The sequence below is a fragment of the Ruegeria sp. CG11 genome (assembly GCF_056537245.1).
Genome location: NZ_JBQFRE010000021.1, coordinates 1 through 23,408, shown reverse-complemented (window position 1 = coordinate 23,408; position 23,408 = coordinate 1). Strand labels below are relative to the sequence as shown.

At 57.8% G+C, this 23,408-nt stretch carries 26 protein-coding genes; 19 read left to right on the top strand and 7 right to left on the bottom strand.

What is annotated here, in order from left to right; all coding sequences use genetic code 11:
* Nucleotides 1–8: 8 nt before the first annotated feature.
* A complete protein-coding gene (locus tag ACR0KW_RS21550) occupies nt 9–1,748 on the bottom strand; it encodes a heparinase II/III family protein (protein WP_480806843.1) in 1,740 nt (579 codons plus the stop codon).
* 90 nt (nt 1,749–1,838) lie between these two features.
* Nucleotides 1,839–3,095: an RsmB/NOP family class I SAM-dependent RNA methyltransferase gene (locus ACR0KW_RS21545; protein ID WP_480806842.1), complete on the bottom strand. Its 1,257-nt coding sequence runs from the start codon at nt 3,093–3,095 to the stop codon at nt 1,839–1,841.
* An 89-nt stretch (nt 3,096–3,184) separates the two neighbouring features.
* Here ACR0KW_RS21545 and ACR0KW_RS21540 point away from each other — a divergent pair, with 89 nt between their 5' ends.
* Nucleotides 3,185–3,367 carry a DUF1674 domain-containing protein gene (locus ACR0KW_RS21540; protein WP_480806841.1) on the top strand — a complete coding sequence of 61 codons (183 nt, stop codon included), beginning with the start codon at nt 3,185–3,187 and terminating at the stop codon, nt 3,365–3,367.
* A gap of 4 nt (nt 3,368–3,371) precedes the next feature.
* Here ACR0KW_RS21540 and ACR0KW_RS21535 read toward each other — a convergent pair whose 3' ends face one another.
* Nucleotides 3,372–4,226, bottom strand: a complete 855-nt coding sequence (locus ACR0KW_RS21535) for a LysR family transcriptional regulator (RefSeq protein WP_480806840.1) — start codon at nt 4,224–4,226, stop codon at nt 3,372–3,374.
* A 97-nt stretch (nt 4,227–4,323) separates the two neighbouring features.
* Between ACR0KW_RS21535 and tmpA the strand changes: the two genes are divergently transcribed.
* The 5 genes from tmpA to ACR0KW_RS21510 all read left to right on the top strand — a co-directional run bounded on the left by tmpA (nt 4,324) and on the right by ACR0KW_RS21510 (nt 8,061).
* The gene (gene tmpA / locus ACR0KW_RS21530; protein WP_480806839.1) at nt 4,324–5,460 is read left to right on the top strand and encodes a 2-trimethylaminoethylphosphonate dioxygenase; all 1,137 of its coding nucleotides are present in this window, start codon (nt 4,324–4,326) and stop codon (nt 5,458–5,460) included.
* A complete protein-coding gene (tmpB, locus tag ACR0KW_RS21525; protein ID WP_480806838.1) occupies nt 5,457–6,047 on the top strand; it encodes a (R)-1-hydroxy-2-trimethylaminoethylphosphonate oxygenase in 591 nt (196 codons plus the stop codon). The genes tmpA and tmpB overlap by 4 nt, the downstream gene beginning before the upstream one ends.
* The gene (locus tag ACR0KW_RS21520; protein ID WP_480806837.1) at nt 6,044–6,712 is read left to right on the top strand and encodes an ureidoglycolate lyase; all 669 of its coding nucleotides are present in this window, start codon (nt 6,044–6,046) and stop codon (nt 6,710–6,712) included. Before tmpB ends, ACR0KW_RS21520 begins: the two co-directional genes overlap by 4 nt.
* An 83-nt stretch (nt 6,713–6,795) precedes the next feature.
* Complete coding sequence (locus ACR0KW_RS21515; protein ID WP_480806836.1) at nt 6,796–7,653, top strand: hypothetical protein; 858 nt, start codon at nt 6,796–6,798, stop codon at nt 7,651–7,653.
* Between the two features lie 39 nt (nt 7,654–7,692).
* Nucleotides 7,693–8,061, top strand: coding sequence for a hypothetical protein (locus tag ACR0KW_RS21510; protein ID WP_480806835.1), 369 nt, complete (start codon nt 7,693–7,695; stop codon nt 8,059–8,061).
* A gap of 2 nt (nt 8,062–8,063) precedes the next feature.
* On the opposite strand, the gene dapB is transcribed toward ACR0KW_RS21510, so the two are convergent.
* Complete coding sequence (gene dapB / locus ACR0KW_RS21505; RefSeq protein ID WP_170326387.1) at nt 8,064–8,873, bottom strand: 4-hydroxy-tetrahydrodipicolinate reductase; 810 nt, start codon at nt 8,871–8,873, stop codon at nt 8,064–8,066.
* Nucleotides 8,874–8,964: 91 nt separating this feature from the next.
* Here dapB and rbfA point away from each other — a divergent pair, with 91 nt between their 5' ends.
* From rbfA to rpsO, 6 genes are all read left to right on the top strand, one after another.
* A complete protein-coding gene (rbfA, locus tag ACR0KW_RS21500) occupies nt 8,965–9,360 on the top strand; it encodes a 30S ribosome-binding factor RbfA (RefSeq protein WP_170401134.1) in 396 nt (131 codons plus the stop codon).
* Nucleotides 9,357–10,100: a phosphodiester glycosidase family protein gene (locus tag ACR0KW_RS21495; protein WP_480806834.1), complete on the top strand. Its 744-nt coding sequence runs from the start codon at nt 9,357–9,359 to the stop codon at nt 10,098–10,100. The genes rbfA and ACR0KW_RS21495 overlap by 4 nt, the downstream gene beginning before the upstream one ends.
* Nucleotides 10,101–10,154: 54 nt before the next feature.
* The gene (gene truB / locus ACR0KW_RS21490; protein WP_480806833.1) at nt 10,155–11,060 is read left to right on the top strand and encodes a tRNA pseudouridine(55) synthase TruB; all 906 of its coding nucleotides are present in this window, start codon (nt 10,155–10,157) and stop codon (nt 11,058–11,060) included.
* A 21-nt stretch (nt 11,061–11,081) separates the two neighbouring features.
* On the top strand, nt 11,082–11,585 hold the full coding sequence (locus tag ACR0KW_RS21485; protein ID WP_480806832.1) for a DUF1643 domain-containing protein: 504 nt from the start codon (nt 11,082–11,084) through the stop codon (nt 11,583–11,585).
* A gap of 94 nt (nt 11,586–11,679) precedes the next feature.
* On the top strand, nt 11,680–12,738 hold the full coding sequence (locus ACR0KW_RS21480) for a calcium-binding protein (RefSeq protein WP_480806831.1): 1,059 nt from the start codon (nt 11,680–11,682) through the stop codon (nt 12,736–12,738).
* A gap of 155 nt (nt 12,739–12,893) precedes the next feature.
* Complete coding sequence (gene rpsO / locus ACR0KW_RS21475) at nt 12,894–13,163, top strand: 30S ribosomal protein S15 (protein WP_170382052.1); 270 nt, start codon at nt 12,894–12,896, stop codon at nt 13,161–13,163.
* A 244-nt stretch (nt 13,164–13,407) separates the two neighbouring features.
* Here the strand turns inward: rpsO and ACR0KW_RS21470 are convergent, their stop codons facing one another.
* Complete coding sequence (locus ACR0KW_RS21470; protein WP_480806830.1) at nt 13,408–14,529, bottom strand: helix-turn-helix domain-containing protein; 1,122 nt, start codon at nt 14,527–14,529, stop codon at nt 13,408–13,410.
* Here ACR0KW_RS21470 and ACR0KW_RS21465 point away from each other — a divergent pair.
* From ACR0KW_RS21465 to ACR0KW_RS21455, 3 genes are all read left to right on the top strand, one after another.
* A complete protein-coding gene (locus ACR0KW_RS21465; RefSeq protein WP_480806829.1) occupies nt 14,518–14,940 on the top strand; it encodes a helix-turn-helix domain-containing protein in 423 nt (140 codons plus the stop codon). The two genes, ACR0KW_RS21470 and ACR0KW_RS21465, sit on opposite strands and share 12 nt — an antisense overlap.
* Before the next feature lie 314 nt (nt 14,941–15,254).
* Nucleotides 15,255–16,652, top strand: coding sequence for a DUF1214 domain-containing protein (locus tag ACR0KW_RS21460; RefSeq protein WP_480806828.1), 1,398 nt, complete (start codon nt 15,255–15,257; stop codon nt 16,650–16,652).
* Nucleotides 16,653–16,966: 314 nt separating this feature from the next.
* On the top strand, nt 16,967–17,725 hold the full coding sequence (locus tag ACR0KW_RS21455; protein WP_480806827.1) for a bestrophin-like domain: 759 nt from the start codon (nt 16,967–16,969) through the stop codon (nt 17,723–17,725).
* 291 nt (nt 17,726–18,016) lie between these two features.
* Here ACR0KW_RS21455 and ACR0KW_RS21450 read toward each other — a convergent pair whose 3' ends face one another.
* Entirely contained in the window at nt 18,017–19,021 is a 1,005-nt protein-coding gene (locus ACR0KW_RS21450) for a helix-turn-helix transcriptional regulator (protein ID WP_480806826.1), read from the bottom strand.
* A gap of 233 nt (nt 19,022–19,254) precedes the next feature.
* Here ACR0KW_RS21450 and ACR0KW_RS21445 point away from each other — a divergent pair, with 233 nt between their 5' ends.
* The 4 genes from ACR0KW_RS21445 (at nt 19,255) to ACR0KW_RS21430 (ending at nt 22,913) form a co-directional block, all read left to right on the top strand.
* Entirely contained in the window at nt 19,255–19,821 is a 567-nt protein-coding gene (locus ACR0KW_RS21445) for a hypothetical protein (protein WP_480806825.1), read from the top strand.
* Between the two features lie 101 nt (nt 19,822–19,922).
* Nucleotides 19,923–20,642, top strand: coding sequence for a hypothetical protein (locus tag ACR0KW_RS21440; RefSeq protein WP_480806824.1), 720 nt, complete (start codon nt 19,923–19,925; stop codon nt 20,640–20,642).
* A 244-nt stretch (nt 20,643–20,886) separates the two neighbouring features.
* Entirely contained in the window at nt 20,887–21,609 is a 723-nt protein-coding gene (locus ACR0KW_RS21435; RefSeq protein ID WP_480806823.1) for a hypothetical protein, read from the top strand.
* Nucleotides 21,606–22,913 carry a carbohydrate porin gene (locus ACR0KW_RS21430; RefSeq protein ID WP_480806822.1) on the top strand — a complete coding sequence of 436 codons (1,308 nt, stop codon included), beginning with the start codon at nt 21,606–21,608 and terminating at the stop codon, nt 22,911–22,913. Before ACR0KW_RS21435 ends, ACR0KW_RS21430 begins: the two co-directional genes overlap by 4 nt.
* A gap of 307 nt (nt 22,914–23,220) precedes the next feature.
* Here the strand turns inward: ACR0KW_RS21430 and ACR0KW_RS21425 are convergent.
* Nucleotides 23,221–23,408: hypothetical protein (locus tag ACR0KW_RS21425; RefSeq protein WP_480806821.1), on the bottom strand; the 188-nt coding region annotated here is incomplete at its 5' end.

Sequence of the window (23,408 nt, the reverse complement as noted above, 5' to 3'; positions counted from 1 at the left end):
TTTTGGCGTCAGTCAAACTCGGGCTCGTCCCGGTGCAGGTCGCGCACGGCATAGGCTGTATCCTGTGCCTTGCTCAACGTCCACTGGATGCGGGTCGCATACTCCATTGCGCGCCCGGATAGAACGATCTGTTTTGTCGCGCGGGGCTTTAATCGGCCTTTTTCAAGATAAACGCTTGGTTCGACGGTCAATTTTGCAACACCGTCGTGGCGGAAAACCCAGATCTCACCGCTTTTGAGCGCCATCGACACCGCCGCGCCGCCCAAATCGATGGCCGCATCCACATCCGGATGCAGGTGAAACCGGACATCATAGCGAATACCCTTGAGGCCCGAGGCGTCCATCGCCTTGTCGAACTGCCGCTTAGCCTTGTCGGTGGCGGTCAGCAGAATATCCTCACCCGTAAGCTCGCGCCCGTCAAAGCGCAGCTCGAACGTGCGGGCATGGGTTAGGCCGAAGGTCTTGGTGTAACTGTCATGCCCGACCATAAAGCGCATGCCCTCGAACGCGTCTTCGAAATCGACCGGCACTTCCTGCGGCGCGTCGACCAACGCTTCGTTTTCGTTGCCGTTCCCTGCGGGGGTCAGCCGGGCGCTGGAATAGCCATCCAGGCACAGGGTCGAATGCGACGGCGTCGCGCGGCCTGCCCGCCGCCATTCCGAACCGAAACTTTCGCCCGAGCCGCAATTCACGATCAAGGGCCGCCGACCGGAGGTCAGCTCGAACGCGAGGGTCGAGGCATGGGCATTCAGGGACGCGGCCCCTTTGGGTGGCACGCCTGCATCCACGATCACACTGGTCCGTGCGGCATAGAGCCGGGAAAACCCCATCGCCAGCCCATTCGCGTGCTGCGGCCGAACACCGCTTTGGGCCAGCGCCTGATCCAGCCGCCCTTCGACCCCGCGCCCGCCACCGTGAAACCGGGCCAGCGCACCGTCGGAATGGCGCAGGCTGCGCAGCGTGGGGGCCATCCGCTTGATCGCATCGGCCTGCGCTGCGGGTGTCCCGCGTCCCAGATCGCCCAGCGCGGCCGAAGTCCAGGACAGCAGGGTGAACACGTCCAGTAGCTCTTCGGGGTTGCGGGTGGAAATACCGCCCTGCGCGTCGATCTGTTTTTCACATTCCTTGGCCAGCGCACGCAGCGCCGGATCGGCCAGCTGCTCCAACCCTTTCAGGGCAAGCCCCGCCTGTACCAGCCCGGCCAGCGCCTCGAACCGGGGCAGCCCCGGTGTGGCAGCGTGCCAGCGTTTGGACAGAAACCATGTCTGCTGCGCCAACGCGCGGAAGAAGGCTTTGGTCTGCGCCTCATCCATCCCGCGCAGCAGGAACGCCGCGTGGTTGATCCAGCGCATGACCCGCCGGCCGGTCAGATCGGGCGCCCATCCGGGCCCCTGCCCGCGCCCATGCGCCTCAATCCAGCCCCAGACCCAGCGCTGCGCCTTTTCGCGGGCGCGCATGTCGCCGACCGCAGCCAGATCGTCCAGCCAAGCAAACCCGTGGCGTTCATTGTCAAACCCGGTGCTTGGCGCGGTGACATCCCAAAGGTTGGTATCCTGCGCCTCGACCAGATATCCGGCAAACAGCAGATTGCCCGCCACCAGCTGCCGCCCGCGCGCGAAGGACCCTACAGTTCGGGGCTCGGGCTCGGACACAAACCCGCTGACCGCTTTGCGCCGCTGGCTGAGCCGCGCATAGAGACGGTTCTGGAACCGCGCCCATCGGTTGGTCATGGTATCTGAGTTTGACATGACGCTCGTTACTCTGCCTCTTGCGCTCTGCTGGCGCTTGAGACCCAACGATAGACCGCACGGATCGTCAAGTCACCGAAAAGCGTCGTGTCAGGCGGATTTGTTCAGGCAGGCCAGGTAGAACCCGTCCATCCCGCCGCGATCCGCCCAATAATCGGGCCGCAGACGCAGGCCGCCTTCCTCGGTAATCCAGTCCGGGTCGACCCCGGCGATGGTCAGCGCATCGCGATCCACTGTCATGTCGGGATACTGGTCCAACGCCTCTTCGACCTGCACTTCGCCCTCATCGGGCAGCAGGGAACAGGTGCAATAGACCAACCGCCCGCCGGGTTTCAGCAGCGTCCAGGCATGGGCCAGCATTTGCGCTTGCAGCTCGATCAGCCCGCCGAATTCCGAGCCATCCTTAGCAAAAGGCAAATCAGGGTGGCGGCGAATGGTTCCGGTGGCGGAACAGGGCGCATCCAGCAGGATGGCGTCGTACTGGCCCTGATGCTCCAACGCGTCGCCCGCAGTGACATTGGCCTTGAGACCGGTGCGTTTGAGGTTCTCGCGCACCCGCTCCAACCGCGTTTCCGAGATATCAAGTGCGGTGACCTTGCCCCCGGCTGCGGCCAGTTGCAGCGTCTTCCCTCCTGGCGCGGCGCAGAGGTCCAGCACGGTTTCCCCCGCCTTCGGCGCCAGCACCTGCACCGGCAAAGCCGCCGCCGCGTCCTGCACCCACCAATCACCGCTGTTGAACCCCGGCAAGGCCGAGACCTGCCCCGCATCCTGCACCCGCAGCGACCCGGTCGGCAGCGCGTCTCCTGGCCCACTCGCGCCCGGCTTTACGGTAATATCCAGCGGTGCACCGGCGAAATGGGCCTGCTCCATGCCCGCGATGGCCTCGGCACCCCACGCCATGATCAGCGGATCGCGCAGCCATTCCGGCAAACGCGGCACCCGCATCTTGGGCCACGCCTCGGGCCCTTCCGCGGCCACTTTGCGCAGCACCGCGTTCACTAGGCCCTTGAGACGGCCGTGCTTACGCGAGCGACCCACAATCTCGACCAGGGAGTTGACCACACCATGCGCAGCCTCACCGTGACAAAGTTCAACCGCGCCGAGGCGCAGGACGTTGTGCACGGTCAGTGCAGGCGTCCGGTTCAGGTGGTTGTCCAGCAGACGGTCGGCGCGTTCGAGGCCGCGCAGGGTTTCCAACGTCAGCCGCTGCGCCCGCGCGCGGTCCTCGGGGTCCAGCCGATCCAGCGCACCTGCGGCCAGACATTCGGACAGCAACCGGCCTTCCCCCAGAATCTGATCCAGCAGATAGATCGCGCTGCGTCGCGCCGCTGTTGCGTTGTCGGACATGGAACCGCCTTTGATGTGACCCTCGCCCGCATTGCCAAACGCGGACGGGGGCGTATATCAAGACCCTGCACGGAAAGGAACCCGATGTCATGAGCGACGACCGCAAAGACCTGCCCCCTGCCGCCCAACGCGCGCTGGCCGAGGCCGAAGAGCGCCGCAAAAAGGCCGAGGCTGAGGCAAAAGAGATGCCCAGGGAACTGGGTGGGCGCGATGGTCCCGACCCGGCCCGTTACGGCGATTGGGAGAAGAAAGGCATCGCGATCGACTTCTGATCGTTCAGCCCCGCAACGCCTGCAGAAAATCATCAATCAACGCGCGCTGTTTCTTTGACCGCACCCGATCCTCGGGCCAGGTCAGCCAATAGCCTTCGCGCGTTTGCAATTCCGGCAGACCCAGCCTGCACAATTGCCCGCTGCGCAATTGTCCCGACGCCAACGGCACCGAGCCCAGAACCACCCCCATCCCCTGCCGGGCCGCGGCAATCGCGTGACCCATTGAATCAAAGCTGACCCGAGCGGGTGGCAGGTCATCCATCCCCGCAGCCGCAGCCCAGTCGCGCCATCCCGGGCGTTCACCGCGCTGATCAACCAGAGGCGCACCCCACGCAACGCCGGGTGCGGCCATCGGCACCAGAACTTCTTGCGCGATCAAGGCGGCCTCTCGCCCCGGCCAGGTGCCTCGGCCGTAACGGATTTGCAGCCAGGTCTTTTCCTCATCCAGCGACGACCGGCGTGCCACGGAATCCGTCAGGACCTGCACCTTGGGACGCATCTCGAGAAACACGGGCAGGCAGGGCAGAACCAGCGCATAAATATGGGACGACAGGCCCGCGACACGCAGCTCACGCGGGGTTTTGCCGAACAGATCCTCGGTGTTGCGCTCCAACGCCTGCAAACTGTCTTGAACCAACGGCAGATAGCTTTCGCCCTCGACCGTCAGCGACACGCCTCGCGCCTCGCGAACGAACAGCGTGCGACCCAGCCACGTTTCAAGATTTGCGATCCGCTGGCTGACGGCTGCCTGAGTCAGGCCGAACTCCTTCGCGGCGGCGGAAAACCCACCTAACCGCCCGGCGGCTTCGAACACGCGCAGCCAATCCAAAGGCGGCAATCCGATCTTTTTCTTAGCCATTAGTTTTTCCAAGCCTCAGCAGCAATAAGGATTAATTGTCGTAATGCCACGGGACGCGTATTTCCTCAAGCAAAGCCACGCTGAACAGGAGACCCTCATGCTGCGCATCGCCACCCATGACGCCTCGGTCGTGACCGTCGAATTTGACACCGGAACCCAGGCCCGTTTCCACACAATCTGGCTGCGCGACAACGCGCTGGACCCCGAGACCCGCGCGCCGGGCAACGGCCAACGCCTGATCACCATCGGCGACATTCCCGCTGACATTTCTATCAGTGCCGCCGAGGTTCTGAACGGCGATCTGAGCGTCACCTTCCAGCCCGAAGACAAAACCGCAATCTTCCCCGCCGCTTGGCTGGCCGATCACATCTATGACCGTGACGCGGCGCAAGACATCGGTCGCATCGCCCCCGGCATCACCACATGGGAACGTGGCATCGATGCGCCCGGCGCGGATTGGGACGCGGTGCATGCCAACCCCACCGCCAAGCGCGACTGGTTGGCTGCGGTGGCCGAGTTCGGCTTTGCCAAGCTGACAAACGGCCCGTCTGAGCCGGAATCGCTGCTGAAAGTGGCCGATCTGTTCGGCTATGTCCGTCAGACCAATTACGGCCCCTATTTCGAGGTCCGAACCGAGGTGAACCCGACCAATCTCGCCTATACCGGGCTGGGCTTGCAGGCCCACACCGACAACCCCTATCGCGACCCGGTGCCGACGCTGCAGATCCTCTATTGTCTGGAAAACAGTGCCGAGGGCGGCGACTCGATCGTGGTCGACGGTTTCCGCGCCGCCGAGAAACTGCGCGAACAGAACCCCGAAGGTTTTGCCCTGCTGGTGGGTTACCCGGCGCGGTTCGAATACAAAGGCTCGGACGGGGTTTGCCTGCGGTCGCGCCGTCCGATGATCGAACTGTCGCCGGACGGAGAGCTGGTCGGCATTCGCTTCAACAACCGCTCGACCGCACCACTGGTCGATATCCCGTTTGACCGGATGGAGGCCTATTACGCCGCCTATCGCCAGTTGGGCGAGATCATCGATGACCCCGCGATGGGCGTATCGTTCAAGCTGGAACCGGGTGAAAGCTTTATCGTCGACAACACCCGTGTTCTGCACGCACGGCTGGGCTATTCCGGTGCGGGCTCGCGCTGGTTGCAGGGCTGTTACGCCGACAAGGACGGGCTGCTGTCGACACTGGCGGCAATGGACATGGCACAACCGGAGGCGGCGGAATGAAACCGGATTTTTCGACCCTCAACCGGGACAATATCGTCGCTTTCATCGGCGACATCTTCACCCGCCGCGGTGGAGAGGAATATCTGGGCGAACCCGTCACCATGGCTGAACACATGCTGCAAGGCGCCACCATTGCCGAACAGAACGGGATGCCCGAAGAAATCATCGTTGGCGCGCTGCTGCACGACATCGGCCATTTCACGTCCGAGTTCGGCACTTATCACCCCGACGACACCAAAGACCGCCATCACGAGGATGCGGGCGCGGCGGTGCTGGAACAGTTCTTCCCCTCGGTCATCACCGATTGCTGCCGTTACCATGTGGCGGCCAAGCGGTATCTCTGCGCCACCAAGCCCGAATACTTCAACCGCCTGTCTGATGCCTCGGTCCACACGCTGGAACTGCAGGGCGGCCCGATGAGCGCTGAGGAAGTGGCCGAATTCGAGGCCAACCCGAACCTGAAAGAGATCATTCAGGTCCGCTATCTGGACGAGGCGGGTAAGCGCGCTGATATGGAAACACCCGACTTTGCCCATTTCGCACCGATGGTTCAGCGTATGGTCGACAAACACATGGGGACGTCATGAACGCGCCGGAATATATCTTTGAGGCCAGCACCAAGCCCTCGCTGCCGTGGCACGAGGTCCCGCTGATCCGCGCCACCGACGAGTCAGTCAAGGGCTATGGTTGTCTGGTCGATGATCCCGAAACCTTCGAGATCGAAATCACCCGCTGGCCGCAGCAGGGCTGGCGGCCCATTGACGAGGGCACCGGCGACGAAGGTGGCTGGGTCGAGGGCACGTTCCACGGCGAGTGGAAGGGCGATGTGCTCTATGGCCGGAACGAAGCGGTGAACGGCCACTATGTCCTGGGTTGGTCCACCGATCCGCAACAGGCACAGGCGGAAAGCCAGACCGCACCCCGCGATCAGGTGTTGCTGTGGCATATGAACTATCACCCCGATGGCGGGCAGATGTTCTGGCCGCTGGACAACAAGCCCTTCATCATCCCCGCTGCCCTACCTGGGGACAACCTGACGCCCGACAAGGTGGTGGCCTTCTGGTGCGACGGCTCGCGCGGGCTCTATATCCATCCCGGCATCTGGCATGAGGGGATTTTCCCCGTTGAGGACAATCAGCGCTTCCTCGACCGTCAGGGTGCCGTTCATGCGCGGGTCAGCGCGGATATCGGCAAGGAATTCGGTGTCTACCTCGCCTGCCCGTTGCGGGCGGACAAGATCAGGGACCTCTGATACCGCTTTCAGAATCCCTTAACCCTTGCCGCCGACATCTGTGTTACGCTCGACCCACGTCCAAAGGGTACGGGAGCCATCAGATGGGACTGAACAGACGTAAAGTTGTCCAGTTGGGAACCGTGGCAACAGTCGGAACGCTGCTGCCGCGCGTCTCGCTTGCGGCGACAGACCAGAATGAAGCGTTCGAACAGGGCTTTAGCGAGACGCTCACGCGCCTGAAAGCGTTATTCGCAGAGCTTGGGTTCACTGAATCCGAACCGCTGTCGATTGTATCGGGGGACGCAGAGTATAACGGTGGGCTGCGGCACGATTTCGATCAGTCCGCCCTGCCGTCCAATGCCTTTGTCATCCAGCCCTTGGCGCGGGTAGCGGATGTGGACGAGCAACACCGCCCGGACGTGCTGCCCCTGTTCCACGAGGTCGGCTGTCACCCCGCGAATGCCGATGGTCAGGCCACGACCCGCCTGATGATGCGCCTTTTGACCGAGGGGTTCGGCCTCGACCCGTCCCGCATCGCCTTTGTCAGTGTGCCACAATCCGACGACATGCGCCCAGTGTTGGACGAGATGGGCCTGCCTTTTGCGGAAAAAGTCCTGCTGCGAGACGAGGCCGAAGCCTTGGCGGCCCGCGATGCCTCCGGCTTTTTCTTTCCCGATCCGTTTGGCGAAGACTACATCGTGACAATGGGCGTCTATTACCGCCTCGGCGATATGAAAGAATCCGCACCCACGACCTATCCCCCAACGGACAACTGGACCGAAATCGGTGAGATCGTGATTAGTGGTGAAGCAGCCCCGTTAGGAATTTCCATCGGGGCCGAGCGCCTGACTTATGCGGTCACCGGCCAGTTCCCAACCTGGGATCAGCGGCTGGGTGCCTTATTTGCACAGGTCGAACAGGAAGGCACCGAGCCGCCCGGACTGGTTTCATTTCGCTGATACAGAATATATCTTTTAGGCCATTTGAAGGAGACAGATTTGCTGACTGCGCTGTTATTCATACTCGGCTGCTTCGTCCTCCTAGGCCTGTCGTTATTTGTCGCCATGATTTTTCTCGCGTCGGTCTTTCCAGTATTCAACTTCAAGGATGAGTTTGTTGAGTATTGGACTAGAACGCGCGGCAGCCCGCCCTCGCGCAGACGGATCATTTTGAACGCCTATGGAGCGGGAAGTCACTTTTTCATGGCCGAAAAATGCTGGGATCAGCACAAACCCAATGCTATACGCCTTGTACCCAACAGGAATTTGTTCCTTGGGTTCACCTTGGGGATCTTGTCCTGGATAACGGCTGCACTGTTCTGGATCGCGGTGATTGTCGTATATAGCTATGCGAGATCGCAGTTTTAGCCCTACAACCCCAGCACATCCACCATGTCATACTGACCCGGCGCCTTACCTTGCCCCCACAGCGCCGCCTTCAGCGCGCCGCGGGCAAAGATGGCGCGGTCGGTGGCCAGATGGCGCAGCACGATGCGTTCTCCGGGGGCCGCAAACAGCACGTCGTGTTCACCCACGATGTCGCCACCGCGAATGGCGTGAAAGCCGATATTGCCGCGTTGACGCGCGCCGGTGATGCCGTCGCGACCCCGGTCGGATACGTCCGCCAGATTGACGCCGCGCCCCTCGGCAGCGGCCTCGCCCAGCATCAGCGCGGTACCCGAGGGCGCATCGACCTTGTGGTGGTGGTGGCCTTCGATCACCTCGATATCGAAATCCTCATCCAGCGCAGCGGCGACCTTTTTGGTCAGTTGCACCAGCAGGTTGACACCAAGGCTCATGTTTCCGGCCCGCACGATCACCGCGTGGCGCGAGGCCGGCTCCAGCGCCGCGATCTGCTCATCCGTCATGCCGGTAGTGCCGATTACATGCACGCAACGCGCCTGCGCGGCCAGAGCGGCAAATTCCAGCGTCGCCTCGGGCGCGGTGAAGTCGATCACCGCCTGCGCCTGCGCAAACGCCTCCAGCGGGTCATCGGTGACTTTGACGCCCAGTGCCTGACCACCCATCGCCTCGCCCACGTCCTGACCGATCCAGTCATGGCCCGCACGTTCGACCACACCGACCAGACGCGCCTGATCACTGTCCGTCACGGTCTTGATCAGCATCTGCCCCATACGGCCCGAAGCCCCTGTGATGACGATCCCCGGAATATGGGTCATTGCGCTGGTCCTTTTCGTTTAGTCGGCTCAAAGCCTCCTACCCCGTTCGCGCCCGCTTGGCAAAGCCCTGCTTTGCGCTTAGATCGGGGGAATGGCAAAGAACAAATTCCACGATGGCCCCGGCCCGTCCCAACGACAGCTGCGCGTCGGCGAACTGATCCGCCGCACCCTGTCCGAGGTTCTGGCGCGCGGAGATGTCCACGACCCTGACCTGAACCGCATGTCGATCACCGTGGGTGAGGTGCGCACCTCGCCCGATCTGAAGATCGCCACCGCCTATGTGCTGCCCTTGGGCGGCAAAGGGCAGGAAGACGTGATCGACCTGCTGGCCCGCAACAAGGGTGAACTGCGGCGCGTGATCGGCAAGAAGCTGAACCTGAAATTCTCGCCCGATCTGCGGTTCCGGCTGGATGACACGTTTGACCGTCTGGACGACACCCGCCGCATGTTCGAACAGGACGCGGTGCGCCGCGATCTGGACGAGTGATCCGGGCACTGGCCACTTTGGGCGCGGTCCTTTGGGCGGCGCAAGCCTCTGCGGTCACCTGTGAAAAGCTGACCCATGAGGACAAGCGGTACACCATCTGCGAGGTGGATGCTGCCTCCGAAGACCTGCGCCTGTTCCTGAACGATGAAAACGGCGATCTGCTTGGGCATTTCTCCTCGGTGAACGAAGCACTTGCCCCCGGAGGCAAACGGCTGGCCTTTGCAATGAACGCTGGCATGTATCACGACGACCGTTCTCCGGTGGGCCACTATGTCGAAGAGGGTCAGGAGCAGATGCGGGTGATCCCGAATGCGGGCCCTGGCAATTTCGGTCTGCTACCCAACGGCGTGTTCTGCATCCGGGAAGGTCGCGCCGATGTGTTTGAGACGCTGGACTATCTCGACCAGACGCCCGGCTGCCGCTTTGCCACCCAATCCGGCCCGATGCTGGTGATCGACGGAGAATTGCATCCGCGTTTCCTGCCCGATTCGACCTCGCTCTATGTGCGCAACGGGGTGGGAACCAGCGAGGATGGCACGCGCACGGTGTTTGCGATCTCGGACGACTATGTCACCTTTCACGAATTCGGCAGCCTGTTCCGGGATGTTCTGAAAACTCCGAACGCGCTGTTTCTCGACGGCAATATTTCCCGGATGTACGAACGGGCAAGCAACCGTTCCGATATTGGGTTCTCGCTGGGGCCGATCGTGGGTGTAGTCGAAGACATGCCCACAAATTGACAGCGGCAGAGTGATCCGCTAACTCGCGCGCCTCAGCAAGAATCTAGGTGAAGCATGGGACGCAAACGCAAGGGCCGCGACATTTCCGGTTGGCTGGTGGTGGACAAGCCTGCAGGCATGACCTCGACCGCCGTGGTCAACAAGGTGCGTTGGGCGATGGACGCCAAGAAAGCAGGCCACGCGGGCACGCTGGACCCCGAAGCAACCGGCGTTCTGGCGGTGGCCTTGGGTGAGGCGACCAAGACCGTGCCCTACATCACCGATGCGTTGAAAGCTTACACCTTCACTGTTCGTCTGGGGCAGGCCACCAACACCGATGATGCCGAGGGCGAGGTGATTGCGGAAAGCGATGCGCGCCCCTCGGACGATGATATCAAACAGGCGCTGGCCCCGTTTCTGGGCGACATCATGCAGGTGCCGCCCAAGTTCTCGGCCGTGAAGATCGACGGGCAGCGCGCGTACAAACTGGCCCGCGACGGAGAGGACGTGGAACTGTCCGCCCGACCCCTGTGGGTTGAGGAGCTGATTCTGGTCGACCGCCCTGACGCAGACCATGTCGTGCTGGAGATGACCTGCGGCAAGGGCGGCTATGTCCGCTCGATCGCACGTGATCTGGGTGCGGCGCTGGGATGCCACGGCCACGTGCGGGAACTGCGCCGCATCTGGTCCGGCCCGTTCGAAGTCGAAGATGGCCTGTCCATCGAACAAGTCGACGAAATGGCCAAGACCACCGCGCTGGACGAGTACTTGCATCCGCTAGAGGTCGGCCTCGCCGACCTGCCCGAGCTGAAATGCACCCCCGAAGGCGCCACACGTCTGCGCAATGGCAACCCGGGCATGGTGCTGGCCTCGGACGTGGAATACGGTGACAAGGCCTGGGCCTCGCTGGATGGCAAGGCGGTCGCCGTGGGCATCTATAAATCCGGTGAATTGCATCCCAGCCGGGTGTTCGTCGCCTGAACGGCGTGTTAGGCGGGTGGCATGATCACCCGTTCCCACACAAAGGGCGATGCGCCCTCGACCGCCATTTATTCCGACTGCGAGAAGTATCGCTATAGCCTGACCCGCGTGTGGGACCCTGAAGGGCGCAAAGCGCTGTTCGTAATGCTGAACCCCTCGACCGCGACCGAGGTTCAGAACGACCCGACAGTCGAACGCTGCGAACGCCGTGCCCGGGCGCTGGGGTTCGGGGCGTTTCAGGTTACCAACATCTTTGCCTGGCGCGACACCGACCCGCGCAAGATGCGCGCTGCGGCTGATCCGGTGGGTCCCGCAAATGACGCGGCGATTCTGGATGGTGTTGAATGGGCCGATCAGGTCATTGCCGCCTGGGGCACCCATGGCGCGCATCTCGACCGTGGCCCGGCAGTCGAAACCCTGCTGCGCGGCTCCGGCCAGCCGCTGTTTCATCTGGGGCTAACCAAGGGCGGGCACCCGAAACATCCGCTCTATATCGCCTACACCCAGCAGCCCGAAGCGTGGTGACAAAAGATTAACCACAAGATCAGTCCGGCTTTGACCAAGTGACTGATCCCATGAGACATTTACCCTTGGACCAGTGCGTTCACGGAGGGTTCCTATGTTTCTGATCGGATTGCTTGGACTGGCCGCCGTCGGTGGCGCCGCCTATGCCATGAGCGACGTTTTCGAACCCGAAGACGAGCCTGAAGAGGACGAAATCTCCGAAGACCAGATCGACGAGGTGACCGAGGGCAATTTCCTCGAGATTGATGACAGCGTCGAAGGCGCCTTGCCCCCTGATGAATTCGGTGAAGTGGACGAAACCGCCAAGCCCGAAGACCCCGACCCGTCGACCGGGACCATCATATCGGAGTTCCAAGGCGATCTGATCATTGCCGGGACCGAGGATGCAGATGTCCTGACCGGGCAGGACGGCGTCGACCAGATCAACGGTTTCGGCGCAGATGACGCGATCTTTGGCGGCGCGGGCAATGACGTGCTGTACGGGGGCGAAGGTGCGGATACCGTCTCGGGCGGGGACGACGACGACACTCTCCACGGTGAGGGTGGCGATGACCTGCTGAAAGGGGATGACGGCGACGATGAACTCTATGGTCATTTCGGCGCGGATCAGCTGGACGGCGGTAAAGGCGACGATACGCTGCATGGCGGTCAGGACGATGACACGCTGGACGGCGGCGAAGGCGATGACGCACTGCATGGTGGCTATGGCAACGACACGCTGCGCGGCGGCGCGGGTGAGGATGTTCTGTTCGGCAGGGATGGCGATGACATCCTGACCGGTGACGATGGGGAGGGCGAACAGGCCCCCGACTTCCTGAATGGCGGCGCCGGAGAAGATACGATTCTGGCCGACAGCGGGGATATCGTCACCGGCGGCGATGACGCCGATGACATCATCCTTGACCCCGAACCCGAGGATGAGGCCGTGACGGTGATGGATTTCCAACCCGGTCAGGACAAGCTGTTCGTGTCCTGGGACGGCGCCGAAGACCCCGATATCCGGATCGAGAACGATGCCCAGAACGAAAACCTGACCCATGTGCTGGTCGACGGGCAGGACGTGGCGCAGCTGCTGGGGGCCGAGGGTTTGACCGCCGACGACATTCAGCTGATCTCTGAGGCCGAACTGGCGCAACTGACCGCGCTGGGCTGACCCGACAGAATCCCTTTGCCATTTGCCGAAAATGCGCATATACGCGCGCATCCGCATCCGCATCCGCATCGGAATCGGTGCGGTTCTCTCCATGGGCCTGCGCTGGACGACATCCCGGCCTGCGCCATCAACTCTAACCTTTGAAGGAGACCCCGATGTCGATTACTGCCGCTGAAAAAGCACGCGTCATGAAAGAATTCGGCACCAAAGAGGGCGACACCGGTTCGCCTGAAGTACAGGTTGCCATCCTGACCTCGCGCATCAACACCCTGACCGAGCACTTCAAGACCCACAAGAAAGACAACCACGGTCGTCGCGGTCTGCTGAAAATGGTCGCCCAGCGCCGTAAGCTGCTGGACTACCTGAAAGGCAAGGAAGAAGCGCGCTATCAGGACCTGATCAAAAAGCTGGGCATCCGCCGCTAAGTTCGGATCGCACAGTTTGCAGATTTCAGACGCCCGCCAATTTGGCGGGCGTTTTTTTTTGATTAACGGCTCGGGAAAGTCGACGACACCATCATCACATCAAAACGACGGCAGCACTAAACGGTGTCAGCTATGCGGACAAAGTGACCTTTCGCTGCACCTGCTCCAATGGCAGCTAACTGCACGTCGTATTGTTCAATACAATCAAAGAGCACACAAAGCCGAACCTTCAGTTCGCACGGCCTTAACCCTCGGTCGATAGTCTTTGTCGATATTGGCTTGGTGTCAGACCTGTGTATTTCCTGAATGCACGCGTGAAATGTTGTGGGTGCTCGTAACCCGCAGCAAACGCGACATCGATTATCTTGGCAACAGGATCATCAAGCAGCAAACAGGCGTTCTGGAACCGCGCTTCCTGAACAACAGAGGAGTAGGTTTTGCCATGTCGGGCCAGCGTTCGTTGAAGAGTTCTGCGCGACATCCCTGTGATTTCGACCATGAGATTCAGGGGTGGGTAAGCATCCTGAAGATAAGGAGCGACAACTCGCCGGAGGCTTCCGACGAAGTCGACCCTTTCTGGAAACAAAGTTACCTCAGTAGACCCATCCTCGGTAGGCGAGATACAAGGAATTGCCAAGCTAGACACTGGAACTGTGACAGAGGTGTGCTGTTGACCACACTGAACTCTGGTGTTCGGGTACGCTGCTTCAGTCGAGATATGGCCTTCGGATTGCGACATGATTGTAATTTCATCGGGACACCATTCTGCGCCACAGACACTGCGCAGGATTTCGATAATTGAATGCACCGCGACCCATTCCGGTCCGGCCAACGCGCAATGGTCGCGAAAATCGACTAAATCGAAATAAATTCGATAGGCAGACCCCTCTGACTGAACGCCCACGGAAATGGCCGTATTTTCAATAGGTGCTACACTTGCAAACGCCTGAACAAGCGCCAGACCCGAGGGCGCGTTAATCAAAGCCGATTGCATTTTTTGGGAAAGACCGGACATCCTTGCTGACAGTGACGCGTGGTGACCAAACTCAACAATATCCAGATCTCGACTGCACTGGCCGACAAACTCGAACACCTGCGGCAGGCTGAGATACGCATCCGGATTGTCTTCGATAAGTGTAGGGAGTTTTGCGCGTTCCAACTCTCGATCAACCGGAGCGCCGATTTCACGCAAAGAAGACGTATAGGTGAGAAGGTGCGCGGCGCGAACCAAAGGTAATGGTCTCATCCAGAACTTCCTCCTCCCCGGCTGGTTTCCGGCATTTGGCTGTTCTACGCCCTTGAAGACTATGCACAAAACACGCCAGCCCGCAATCACCGCAAACGGCGGCGCGTAATGGTCAGACACCGGCAGCTGCGCCACCTACTATTTAAGCCGAGAATGCGAGCCATCGGGGAGCTGTGTATGCCGCGCCGAAATGCAGAAAGAGGGATCGACATCGTCGCTCTTATGGATGTGGTGGATGCTCAGTCACGAGACGGCAGGGCAACGGTCCAACGCGTGTCAGATGAATTGGGAATAAGTCGCCGCTCGTTACAGAGATACCTAAACGCGTCAGGATTCACATTTTCGGGAATACGCGACCAGGCTGTAAATCATGCTGCATTGACCATGCTTGCCCATTCCAAGATTTCTATCGCGTCAATTTCCAAACGGTTGGGCTACAAAAACCCCGGCAGCTTCACGCGGGCATTTGTAGGTTGGAACGGGGTAACCCCGGTTATCTATCGATGCCGGGCTAACAAGGGGAAATCTTAGATGCGGTGTGGCGCGAAATGGTCAGAATTCTGAAATGGAATGTGGTCTCATCCCGACACAATCGAGAACGTTTTGAGGTTGAAGTTGATCGTTTGATTTGGCCGCCCGCGCATAATGCCACTCTGCCCCACTGTCCGGCGATGAAGTAGGAAAGACAGTAAATGCCGCCACTTCTTAACTACTTGTAAAACTGTGAGAATTGGAGTTATTCAAGTGTCAAATTGACATATTGCTAAATTGAAAAATGCCAGGGTTTGCGCCCGCGCCGTCCAAAAACAGTTGAATTCGAAGTCAAAAATAACCCGGAGGAAATTATGAACAAAATTATGAAGACTATAGCTTCGGCCGCCGCCATCGGGCTCGCCGTTGCACTCCCATTGAAAGCGGAACAACTGAGTGATGCGGAACTGGAAAATCTGGTGAAACGCTCCACACAGTATGTTGCGCTGTTCAATACGCTCAACAACTTCGTGCTTGATCCCAAAAACCCGCTGGCCTCGGGCGGGTGGAACAAGACGGCATATCCGAAGGGATTGGCCAATGCGTCTGTGCGCGCCCTTCCGCGCCCAAATAATGATACGCTCTATGTACTTTCGATGCTGGACATGCGCGACGACGCGGTGGTGATCGAGTATCCGGCCTTCGATTCCAAATTCGTCTCGCTGGAGGTTTCGGCGACAGATCATTACGTCAACATTCCCCTTGCCACGGCCAAAGGTGACTTCAAGAAACCGACTAGGATTCTCTACTATTCTGAACGTACCGACGGATATTCCGGGGAAAAGGTCGATGGCGTCGACCAGATATTCGAGATGTCCGGCGACTTTGGCATAGCCTTTCTTCGCGTCATGCCGCAGGCAAACGACCCGGCTAAATTCAAAGCAAACATGGCAGCGATCAAGGAAGTCAAACTGCAAACCTTGTCGGAGTTCCAGGGCAAACCTGCCAAACCCGTAACCCCCCTGAACACGCCGAAATACTCAACAGACGCGAATGTCTATGCTGAGAATTTCCTGGAAGTGATGCAGTGGGTGTTCAACTACACCACGTTCGACCCTGACAAGTATGAAATGGACAAAGAAGCGCTAGCCGCGCTCAAGCAGGTTGGGGTTGAGCCGGGCAAGGACTTTGATCCGAACGCGCCAAAAACAGTGGATTACAAACGTCTGGCAGCAACCGCGGCCAAAATGTATGCCGCAGAGAATTCCATCTGGAATTCGCCGAAAGAGGTCGCGCCTTACCTCTACAAAGTGTTCCAGCCGAAAGGGAAGATTGATATCGATACAATGTTCCTGCAATCCGTTGTCGGGCCACTGGGCCAGCCAGCCAGCGAGGCGATGTATCCAGGCATCACCACGACGGACGGCAAGCCGATGAATGCCGAGAATGACTATGTCATCAAGATGACCAAGGACGAGATGCCCCCGGCAATCGCATTTTGGTCAGCCACGCTTTACGACACCAAGCATGGCTATTTCATCCCCAACAAAGAAGACAAATACAGCGTAGGTCAAAACGCCGGTATGAAGCTGAACGCGGACGGTGGGATTGAGATCCACATCGCGGCCGAGCAACCTGACGGAGTTCCAAAAGAGAATTGGCTTCCGATCACCCGTGAGAATCTGGGGATCGACATCATCATGCGGATCTATCAGCCCGATCTGGAAAAGATGAAGACCTGGAAAGCACCGAAGGCTGAAATCGTAAAGTAAATGAGCCTGATGTTTGAAGAACGCCCCGGCGCAAAATCTGTGGCACCGGGGCGCGAACACCCCAAGTCGCGGTGCATTTATGACGCCGATGTAGCACTGCGAGCTCACAAGGTGCCTTCAACCTTAACTTAGGTAAAACGGAGAGCTTGATGGCCTGCTTTCCAAAGAAATTAGCGCTCTGCTTCCACTTTGCCCTGTCCTGCACGCCTTTGAGGGAAGTGACTTGACTGTTTTTTCAGTGTCGTGCGTTTTGTTTGGTATGATCCGATGTTTTTCGCCATCACCTGGTGGCCCGGCAGAATGAGTGTTTGCAGATGAATGAAACGCTTTTGACCGCAATTGTCCTTATCGCAGGAACTGTCATTGCGATCCTGCTCGTTTACCATGTTTCTCATTGGTTGGTTGGCCCCGAACCAGATGCGGTAACGAAAGAGCTTTCTGGCTCAATTCTAAGCCGGGTATCGGCTATACACGCTTTGATCTTGGGTCTGGTCTTTGCCCAACTCGCCCTGGACTATCGGAGTTTGCAGAGTGATCTGGGCTCTGAAGCAGACACTGTTTTGCAAATTGTCACCGATGCAAAGCTGCATGCCGGGGAGGGGAGCGAGGACATCTTGGCCGGAGCCAAGAATTACATTGATGTGGTGGTGAACCAGGAATGGCCAGAACTTGCAACAGCAGATGGTTCTGCTGATGCAGGACGGATCGCCTGGTTGCAGGTGTACCAAGGTTCCCTCCACCTGACGTCCGATACCGCAGTTCAAAAGCGCTTGCATGATAGCCTGGTGGCTAACACGCGTGAATTGGACCAAATTCGCAGCAAGCGACTGAACATAGCAAACCGTTCAAACCAGGCACCTTTTTGGTTCGCGGCGATAGCCGGCCTTGTCATTATTTCCATCAGCTTTTTTGCGTTCGCGCCATCGGGCCTGAACATTGTATTCGTGGCTTTGTTCGGTATTTATAACGGAATTACCTTGTTTTTGATTTACTCCTTCGCAAATCCCTATGCGCCCCCCGGAGCACTTGAGCCGGTTGCGCTATCGCGCGTGGGAGTGCTCATAGGGCAATAGTAGATACCGTGAGGACGGATGAGAAATAGCTAAATTTGGCAAGAAACTTCTCTTTCGTTACAATCGTTTCAACGCCGAGAAATACACTTTGTGAAGCCGCAACAGCCGCACTAAATGGGCATTCGGTTGGTAGTCAACCAAGGATGCTTAAGCGATACTATCCTGCCATTCGCTTAACGGACACTAAGGACTGCTTCTGGCTTTAATGTTTGAGCGGGTAGGACTTTATTCAAAGCAAGAATTTCATTCACCGCGTGTTTTGATGGTCGCACCATGTGTTGGCGCCTCTGCTCATCGTTTTGCTTTGGCCAGTTCTCTTGGGGACCGACCTTCCCAACGTCGAATTGCCCGCGTGAGAGCTGACTGATGGGAATACCCCAAAGACATAGCCAAATCCCTGAGAGTTCCTTCATCCAGCTCTAGCCATTCTGCGGCAGCCTCACGCCTGACTTCGGCGAGAATGTGGGAAAACCTTGTACCTTCCTGTTTGAGCAGACGCTGGAAGGTTCTCGGACTGACCCCCATGACCTGGGCAATTTTAGGTAACGTTGGTCTTCCTGTCTCAAGCATCGCCCGCAATACGACTTGGACGGATCCTGTCAAACCACCAGATCCCCGCAATGAATCGAGTTCAGGTAACGGTGGTGGGGATTGAGCCGCCCCAACCCGCATACTGATAGGAGCGTCCAGGGCTTCGTTAGCAACCCGCAGACTCAAAATGTTTCGACCTTCGCGTAGAGGGCTTTGAAAGCGCTCTTCGAGAAATGCCAGTCCCTTCGATGGATGAGGCGTGATTTCAATTTCGCGAATACTGGTATCTGCCGTTGAATACCTAATGAAATATAACTCAAGCAATGCTGCGGCAAACTGGTGAAGATAGTGAAGGGTCTCAGCGTCGAAAGTTGTGCCCCAGAACTGGCGAATAACCCCGCAAGACTTCTTCCGCTCAAGCATCAGGTGCTCGTGAGACGAGAAAAAAGGCAGCGCCTGACCGACGAGATTGATGGCTTCTCCCGTCGAGCTTGCCGAAAAAGCGACTGGTGCCATCATTGCAAGGGACACATCTCCGGTTTCCTGGATGATCCGTGTTGGTAAATCAGGCCCTTTGAGTCGACATAACTCTCGCAAGAAACTCGCAAAACTGTGCAGAGGAACAGCCTGAAGAGGATCATCCGAAATCAGGAATGTGTACGCTCCGGGGTCACCAAATTGATCAAATGAAAAATCATTCTGAGACAGCCACTGAAATATCGGCGCGGCGGCCGACGCTCTGATTGTTGGAATTATTCTGGACACTTTAGATCTCCGAACGCGATGCTTCGAGACTAGCGCAAGGCAATCTCAAACCAAAATCATGCTATGGCGCGAAATGGTAAGTTTGTGCCGGGGGACCCGCTAATATCGAAATTAAGTAGTTGAACGGCATCGATTCTGTGCGATCATAGGGATTGGAGGAAATCGGCAGTTTAGACCGGTTTCCAAGACAAATCCCACGCGTGAGCATTGAGTTTCAAACGGAGGGACTGCTAATGAAACGTTTTTTAGGTCGTCAATTTGCGCCCATTGCGACAGTATTTCTGGTCAATTTTGCGCCTGCGACTGCTGAAGAAGAAAGCATTCAGCTTTTGTTTGTTCAGACTGCCTCCAGTATCGAAGTTGATAAGGACAAAAAGACCGTCAGGCTGATCAATATCGATCCGCAGACCGTCTATTTTTCTGACCGTCCATACCGCAAGGCGGGGCACATTTCGATGGACAAGTATCTGGAAGCCTGGACAGAGGGTGACGGAAACTTCAGCGAGACGCCGCCCAATGCGGCATTGTCTGTGTTTGAGGCCGGACAAGACGAGAATTCGCTTGTGGTTCTGGAGTTGTTCGAGCCCGTCGTCGAAGGCGCGGACCTGATCTATCGCTACGCCGTGATCGATGGGGAGTTGCCTGAAAGCAAAGGACCTACAGCACTCTTCATTGACACAATCGGGCCCGGCGGAGGCGTCGGGAGAGGCTATCATGGCGTCGGCGTCGGTCGCAGAGGACCCGGAGTGGCTGGCTGGGCCGGCGTCGCCGCCAGATCCGAAGCGTCTGACGACAACTAAGGGGCTTGAGGTGTTAGTTAGGAGAAATCAAAGCGTTAGGCTATCATTTCTCCATTGAATCCACGCTTTCGCAAATCATTTGTTAAATATGGGAGGGAAAAATGGGCAACATCAAAACGTTTGATCCGCGTTTACAGTTTGTAATCAGAACGATCTTTGGGATCGCCTTTACCTCAATTTCGGTCGGGCTTGCTGCTGCGGAAGAGAAAGTGGAACCCGTGGATCTCAATGATATTCGCGGTATGCGTTATTGCGAGTTTCTTCTGATATATGACGACCGGATTGATGTCTATAATACCAGCGACTCCGCCGGGTGCCCTGAAGATCTTTGGAAGGCGATAGATGTCGCAAAACTGGCCGAAGCGCACGGTGTCAAAAAAGCCCAGCTCAACGGACCGCATTTCTGGGCAATGGATGAACAGACACTTGGCATGGGCGAAACAAAGACCTTTGCAGGTATCGAAGCGCGATATGCGGCGAGCTTGCCGCTCTCGGCAATCGGGGCCGGCACAGGGTCCGATCCCTACAAACCCTATACGGCAGCAAAACAACAAACGATGATATTCAAGGCCGGCAACCCGGTCTATGAACTGGTCGATCCAGATGGCAACACCTATGCTTTGAATGCTTATGGGGCAGAGGTGAAGGATGGTGATCCAGCAAACCTGTCTCAGCAACTTTCCACGGCGGAGGGTTGGAGTTTCAAGGTGAGCACGCCCACCGAAGACCTGACCATCGAAGGCAGTACAGATGAGCCTGTGCAGATGGTTGGCGATGACTTCCACCAATATTACACGCGCTTCGGAACCGAGGCCCAATGACGCCAAATCATGCAACTTTACCACCTGGTCGGACCCATGGGGAAAGGGGACAAGGGTGTTGACGTCGGAGGAAGGCGACCGGTAGCGGCTTGTCGGGTTGGCTTCGCTAAGTTTTCGAGGCGCCAAGCAACTACGAGAACTATGACGGTAAAACTATTTGGAATCATGAGATTAGAGGGGATTATCTTCGTTAACAGTTCGGATCTTTTTTCGCTCATCCGAACGTTCAAAATGGGAGGGCAAAATGAGCAACCTCAACACATTTGGCAGGCTGTTTTTTCGAACTGCAAACCAAGCGATTTATGGGGTCGCATTTGCATCATTTTCAGTTGGACTTGCAGCTGCGGAAGAAAAACTGGAGCCCATCGATCTCAATGACATTCGGGGCATGCGCTATTGTGAGTTTCTTCTGATATTTGACGACCGGGTCGATATCTACAACACCAGCGCCTCGGCTGGTTGCCCGGAGGAGCTTTGGAAAGCGATAGATGTCGAAGAACTGGCAGACGCGCACGGTGCCAGCAAAGTCCAGCTTAACGGGCCGCATTTCTGGGCAATGGATGACCAGACGGTTGGCATGGGAGAGACAAAAACCTTTAGCGGAATCGACGCGCGCTATGCGGCAACATTGCCGCTTTCGGCGGTCGGGTCTGGTCAGGGGGCTGACCCCTACAAGCCCTATACGAGTGCAAAACAGCAAACGATGATCTTCAAGGCTGGCAGCCCTGTTTATGAACTGGTCGATTCCGAAGGCAATACATACATTCTGAACGCGTATGGCGCAGAGGTGAAAGATGGTGACCCTGCCAACCTTGCGGACCAACTAAAGCCCGCCGAGGGCTGGAGCTTTAAGGTCAACACCCCCTCGGAAGATCTGACTATCCGAGGAAGTACCGATACACCCGTGCAAATGGTTGGAGATGACCTGCACCAGTATTACACACTCACGGGAACTGAAGCTCAATGACATTGGAAGCACTTAGATGCGTTTCGCCAGTGGTTCGCCCGGTAACCAGCAGCGCAATTCTGTTTTTTCTGACCAGTTTTTGCGCAAGCGCTCAATCCAGTTCGACAGACCAGAGCCAGACGCTGTCCGGGTATGGAGAGCCCGCGAGCCTTGAGACAGGTGACAGTGTCACAGAGGAACTTTGGATCGACAACCACCGGGTGGATGGCCTTCTCACTTTCCCAAGATTCCAGAAGTTCTTTTCGCCCTGGTTCGATTGGAAGAAGCGGATCAATAACAAGTACGGGCTAGAGCTTGGGTTCAGCTATCAATCCTTGCGTCAGGAGGTGAACAGGACGCTGGGCGAAGACAATGCCGCTGCCGCCCGATTGCAACTTCAGGGGGCTTGGACGTTGGTGGGACGCGGCACCAAAAACGTTGGCAAGCTGACATTTCGTTTAGAAGAACGCACTACACTTGGAACGACGCTTCCACCAACAAGCCTTGCAGGGCAATATGGTGGCATCACCCCGTCTGGAGGGTTCAGCGATTTTGGTTTTGCGTTCACGGAACTCGCCTGGCGTCAGGCTTTGGCAGAGGGACGCTTTCGGTTCGTGCTGGGCAAAATCAGCGCCTTGTCCTGGTACAACGGCCATGCTTTGTCTTCGAGCTTGCGCGGCTTCCAGAATCTTGCCTTGCAAAGCAGTTTAACCAAGCCGTCGCCCGGTCGAGGAATTGGCGGCGGTGTAGCTTACGAGTTTACACCTCACTTTGGTGTGGTAGCGGGCATACATGATGCAAACGCAACAACAGCCGGAAATCCCTTCGATACGATAGGTGAAAAAGAGTTTTATCAATCGATTGAATTCCGGTACTGGCCGACCACGCCGGACAGACGTCGCTGGGATGTGGTTCGCTTACAATTCTGGCACCAGGACGCGTTGGAGGCCAAGGGCGTTCCCGCTGGAAATGGTGTCACGTTCCTGGCCAGCAGGCTTTATAACGACAAGTGGTTCCCGTTCTTCATAGCCGGTCACTCGGACGGCAATGCGTCGCTGATGAAGACAGACGTGACCGCTGGGCTCGGCATCGCCATTGACACAGAGCATCGGGTCGCCAGCGACGTCATCGGATTGGGTGTCAGCTGGGGCGACCCGTCTAATCCAGCATTGCGCGATCAAATCACAACCGAGGCCTTCTATCGCCTCACCCTAGTCCAGAATTTTGTGATTACTCCATCGATTCAGTGGGTCAAAAATCCCGCTGCCACCACCGCCTTCGATGATGTTCTAACCGCGGGGATCCGTGTGCGCGTGACGTTCTAATTCGACCGCTGTGTATTGTTTTGCGGGCATTCGTAGGAGGCGCGGGTCCAGTAAAACAGGGTTCTCCCTTGCCGTCAGCCGTGCAATACTCGAACGGCTGGTCCGGGATCGGCCAAGGTCCGGTCCCATGGGAGCTTCAGCAGCTAGGCGCACCAAGGCGACTGGGCAATCATCTGAAACGAATGGCAGTTTTGCGTGCAGGAATGTTGAAGAGGCTATTTCGACTAGCGTCAGCAACTTGTGCTCATATTTCAACCACCAAACGCCTATCCGAACACCGATTGTTGGCAACGCCTGAATGGTTGTTTCATGTCAACGCTTTAAAGTGCTCGCTGGCGAACGCCATAAACTTTTTAACCGCAGGGCGGCTATAACTCTCGCGGGAAGCTATCAGCCAAAGCTTATGGTGAAGCTCTTCATGTTTGAAGCACTGGACCAAGTCGGGGGTCGCATCGCCTGTTACACACGGTAACAAACCCAATGCATCGCCAACTT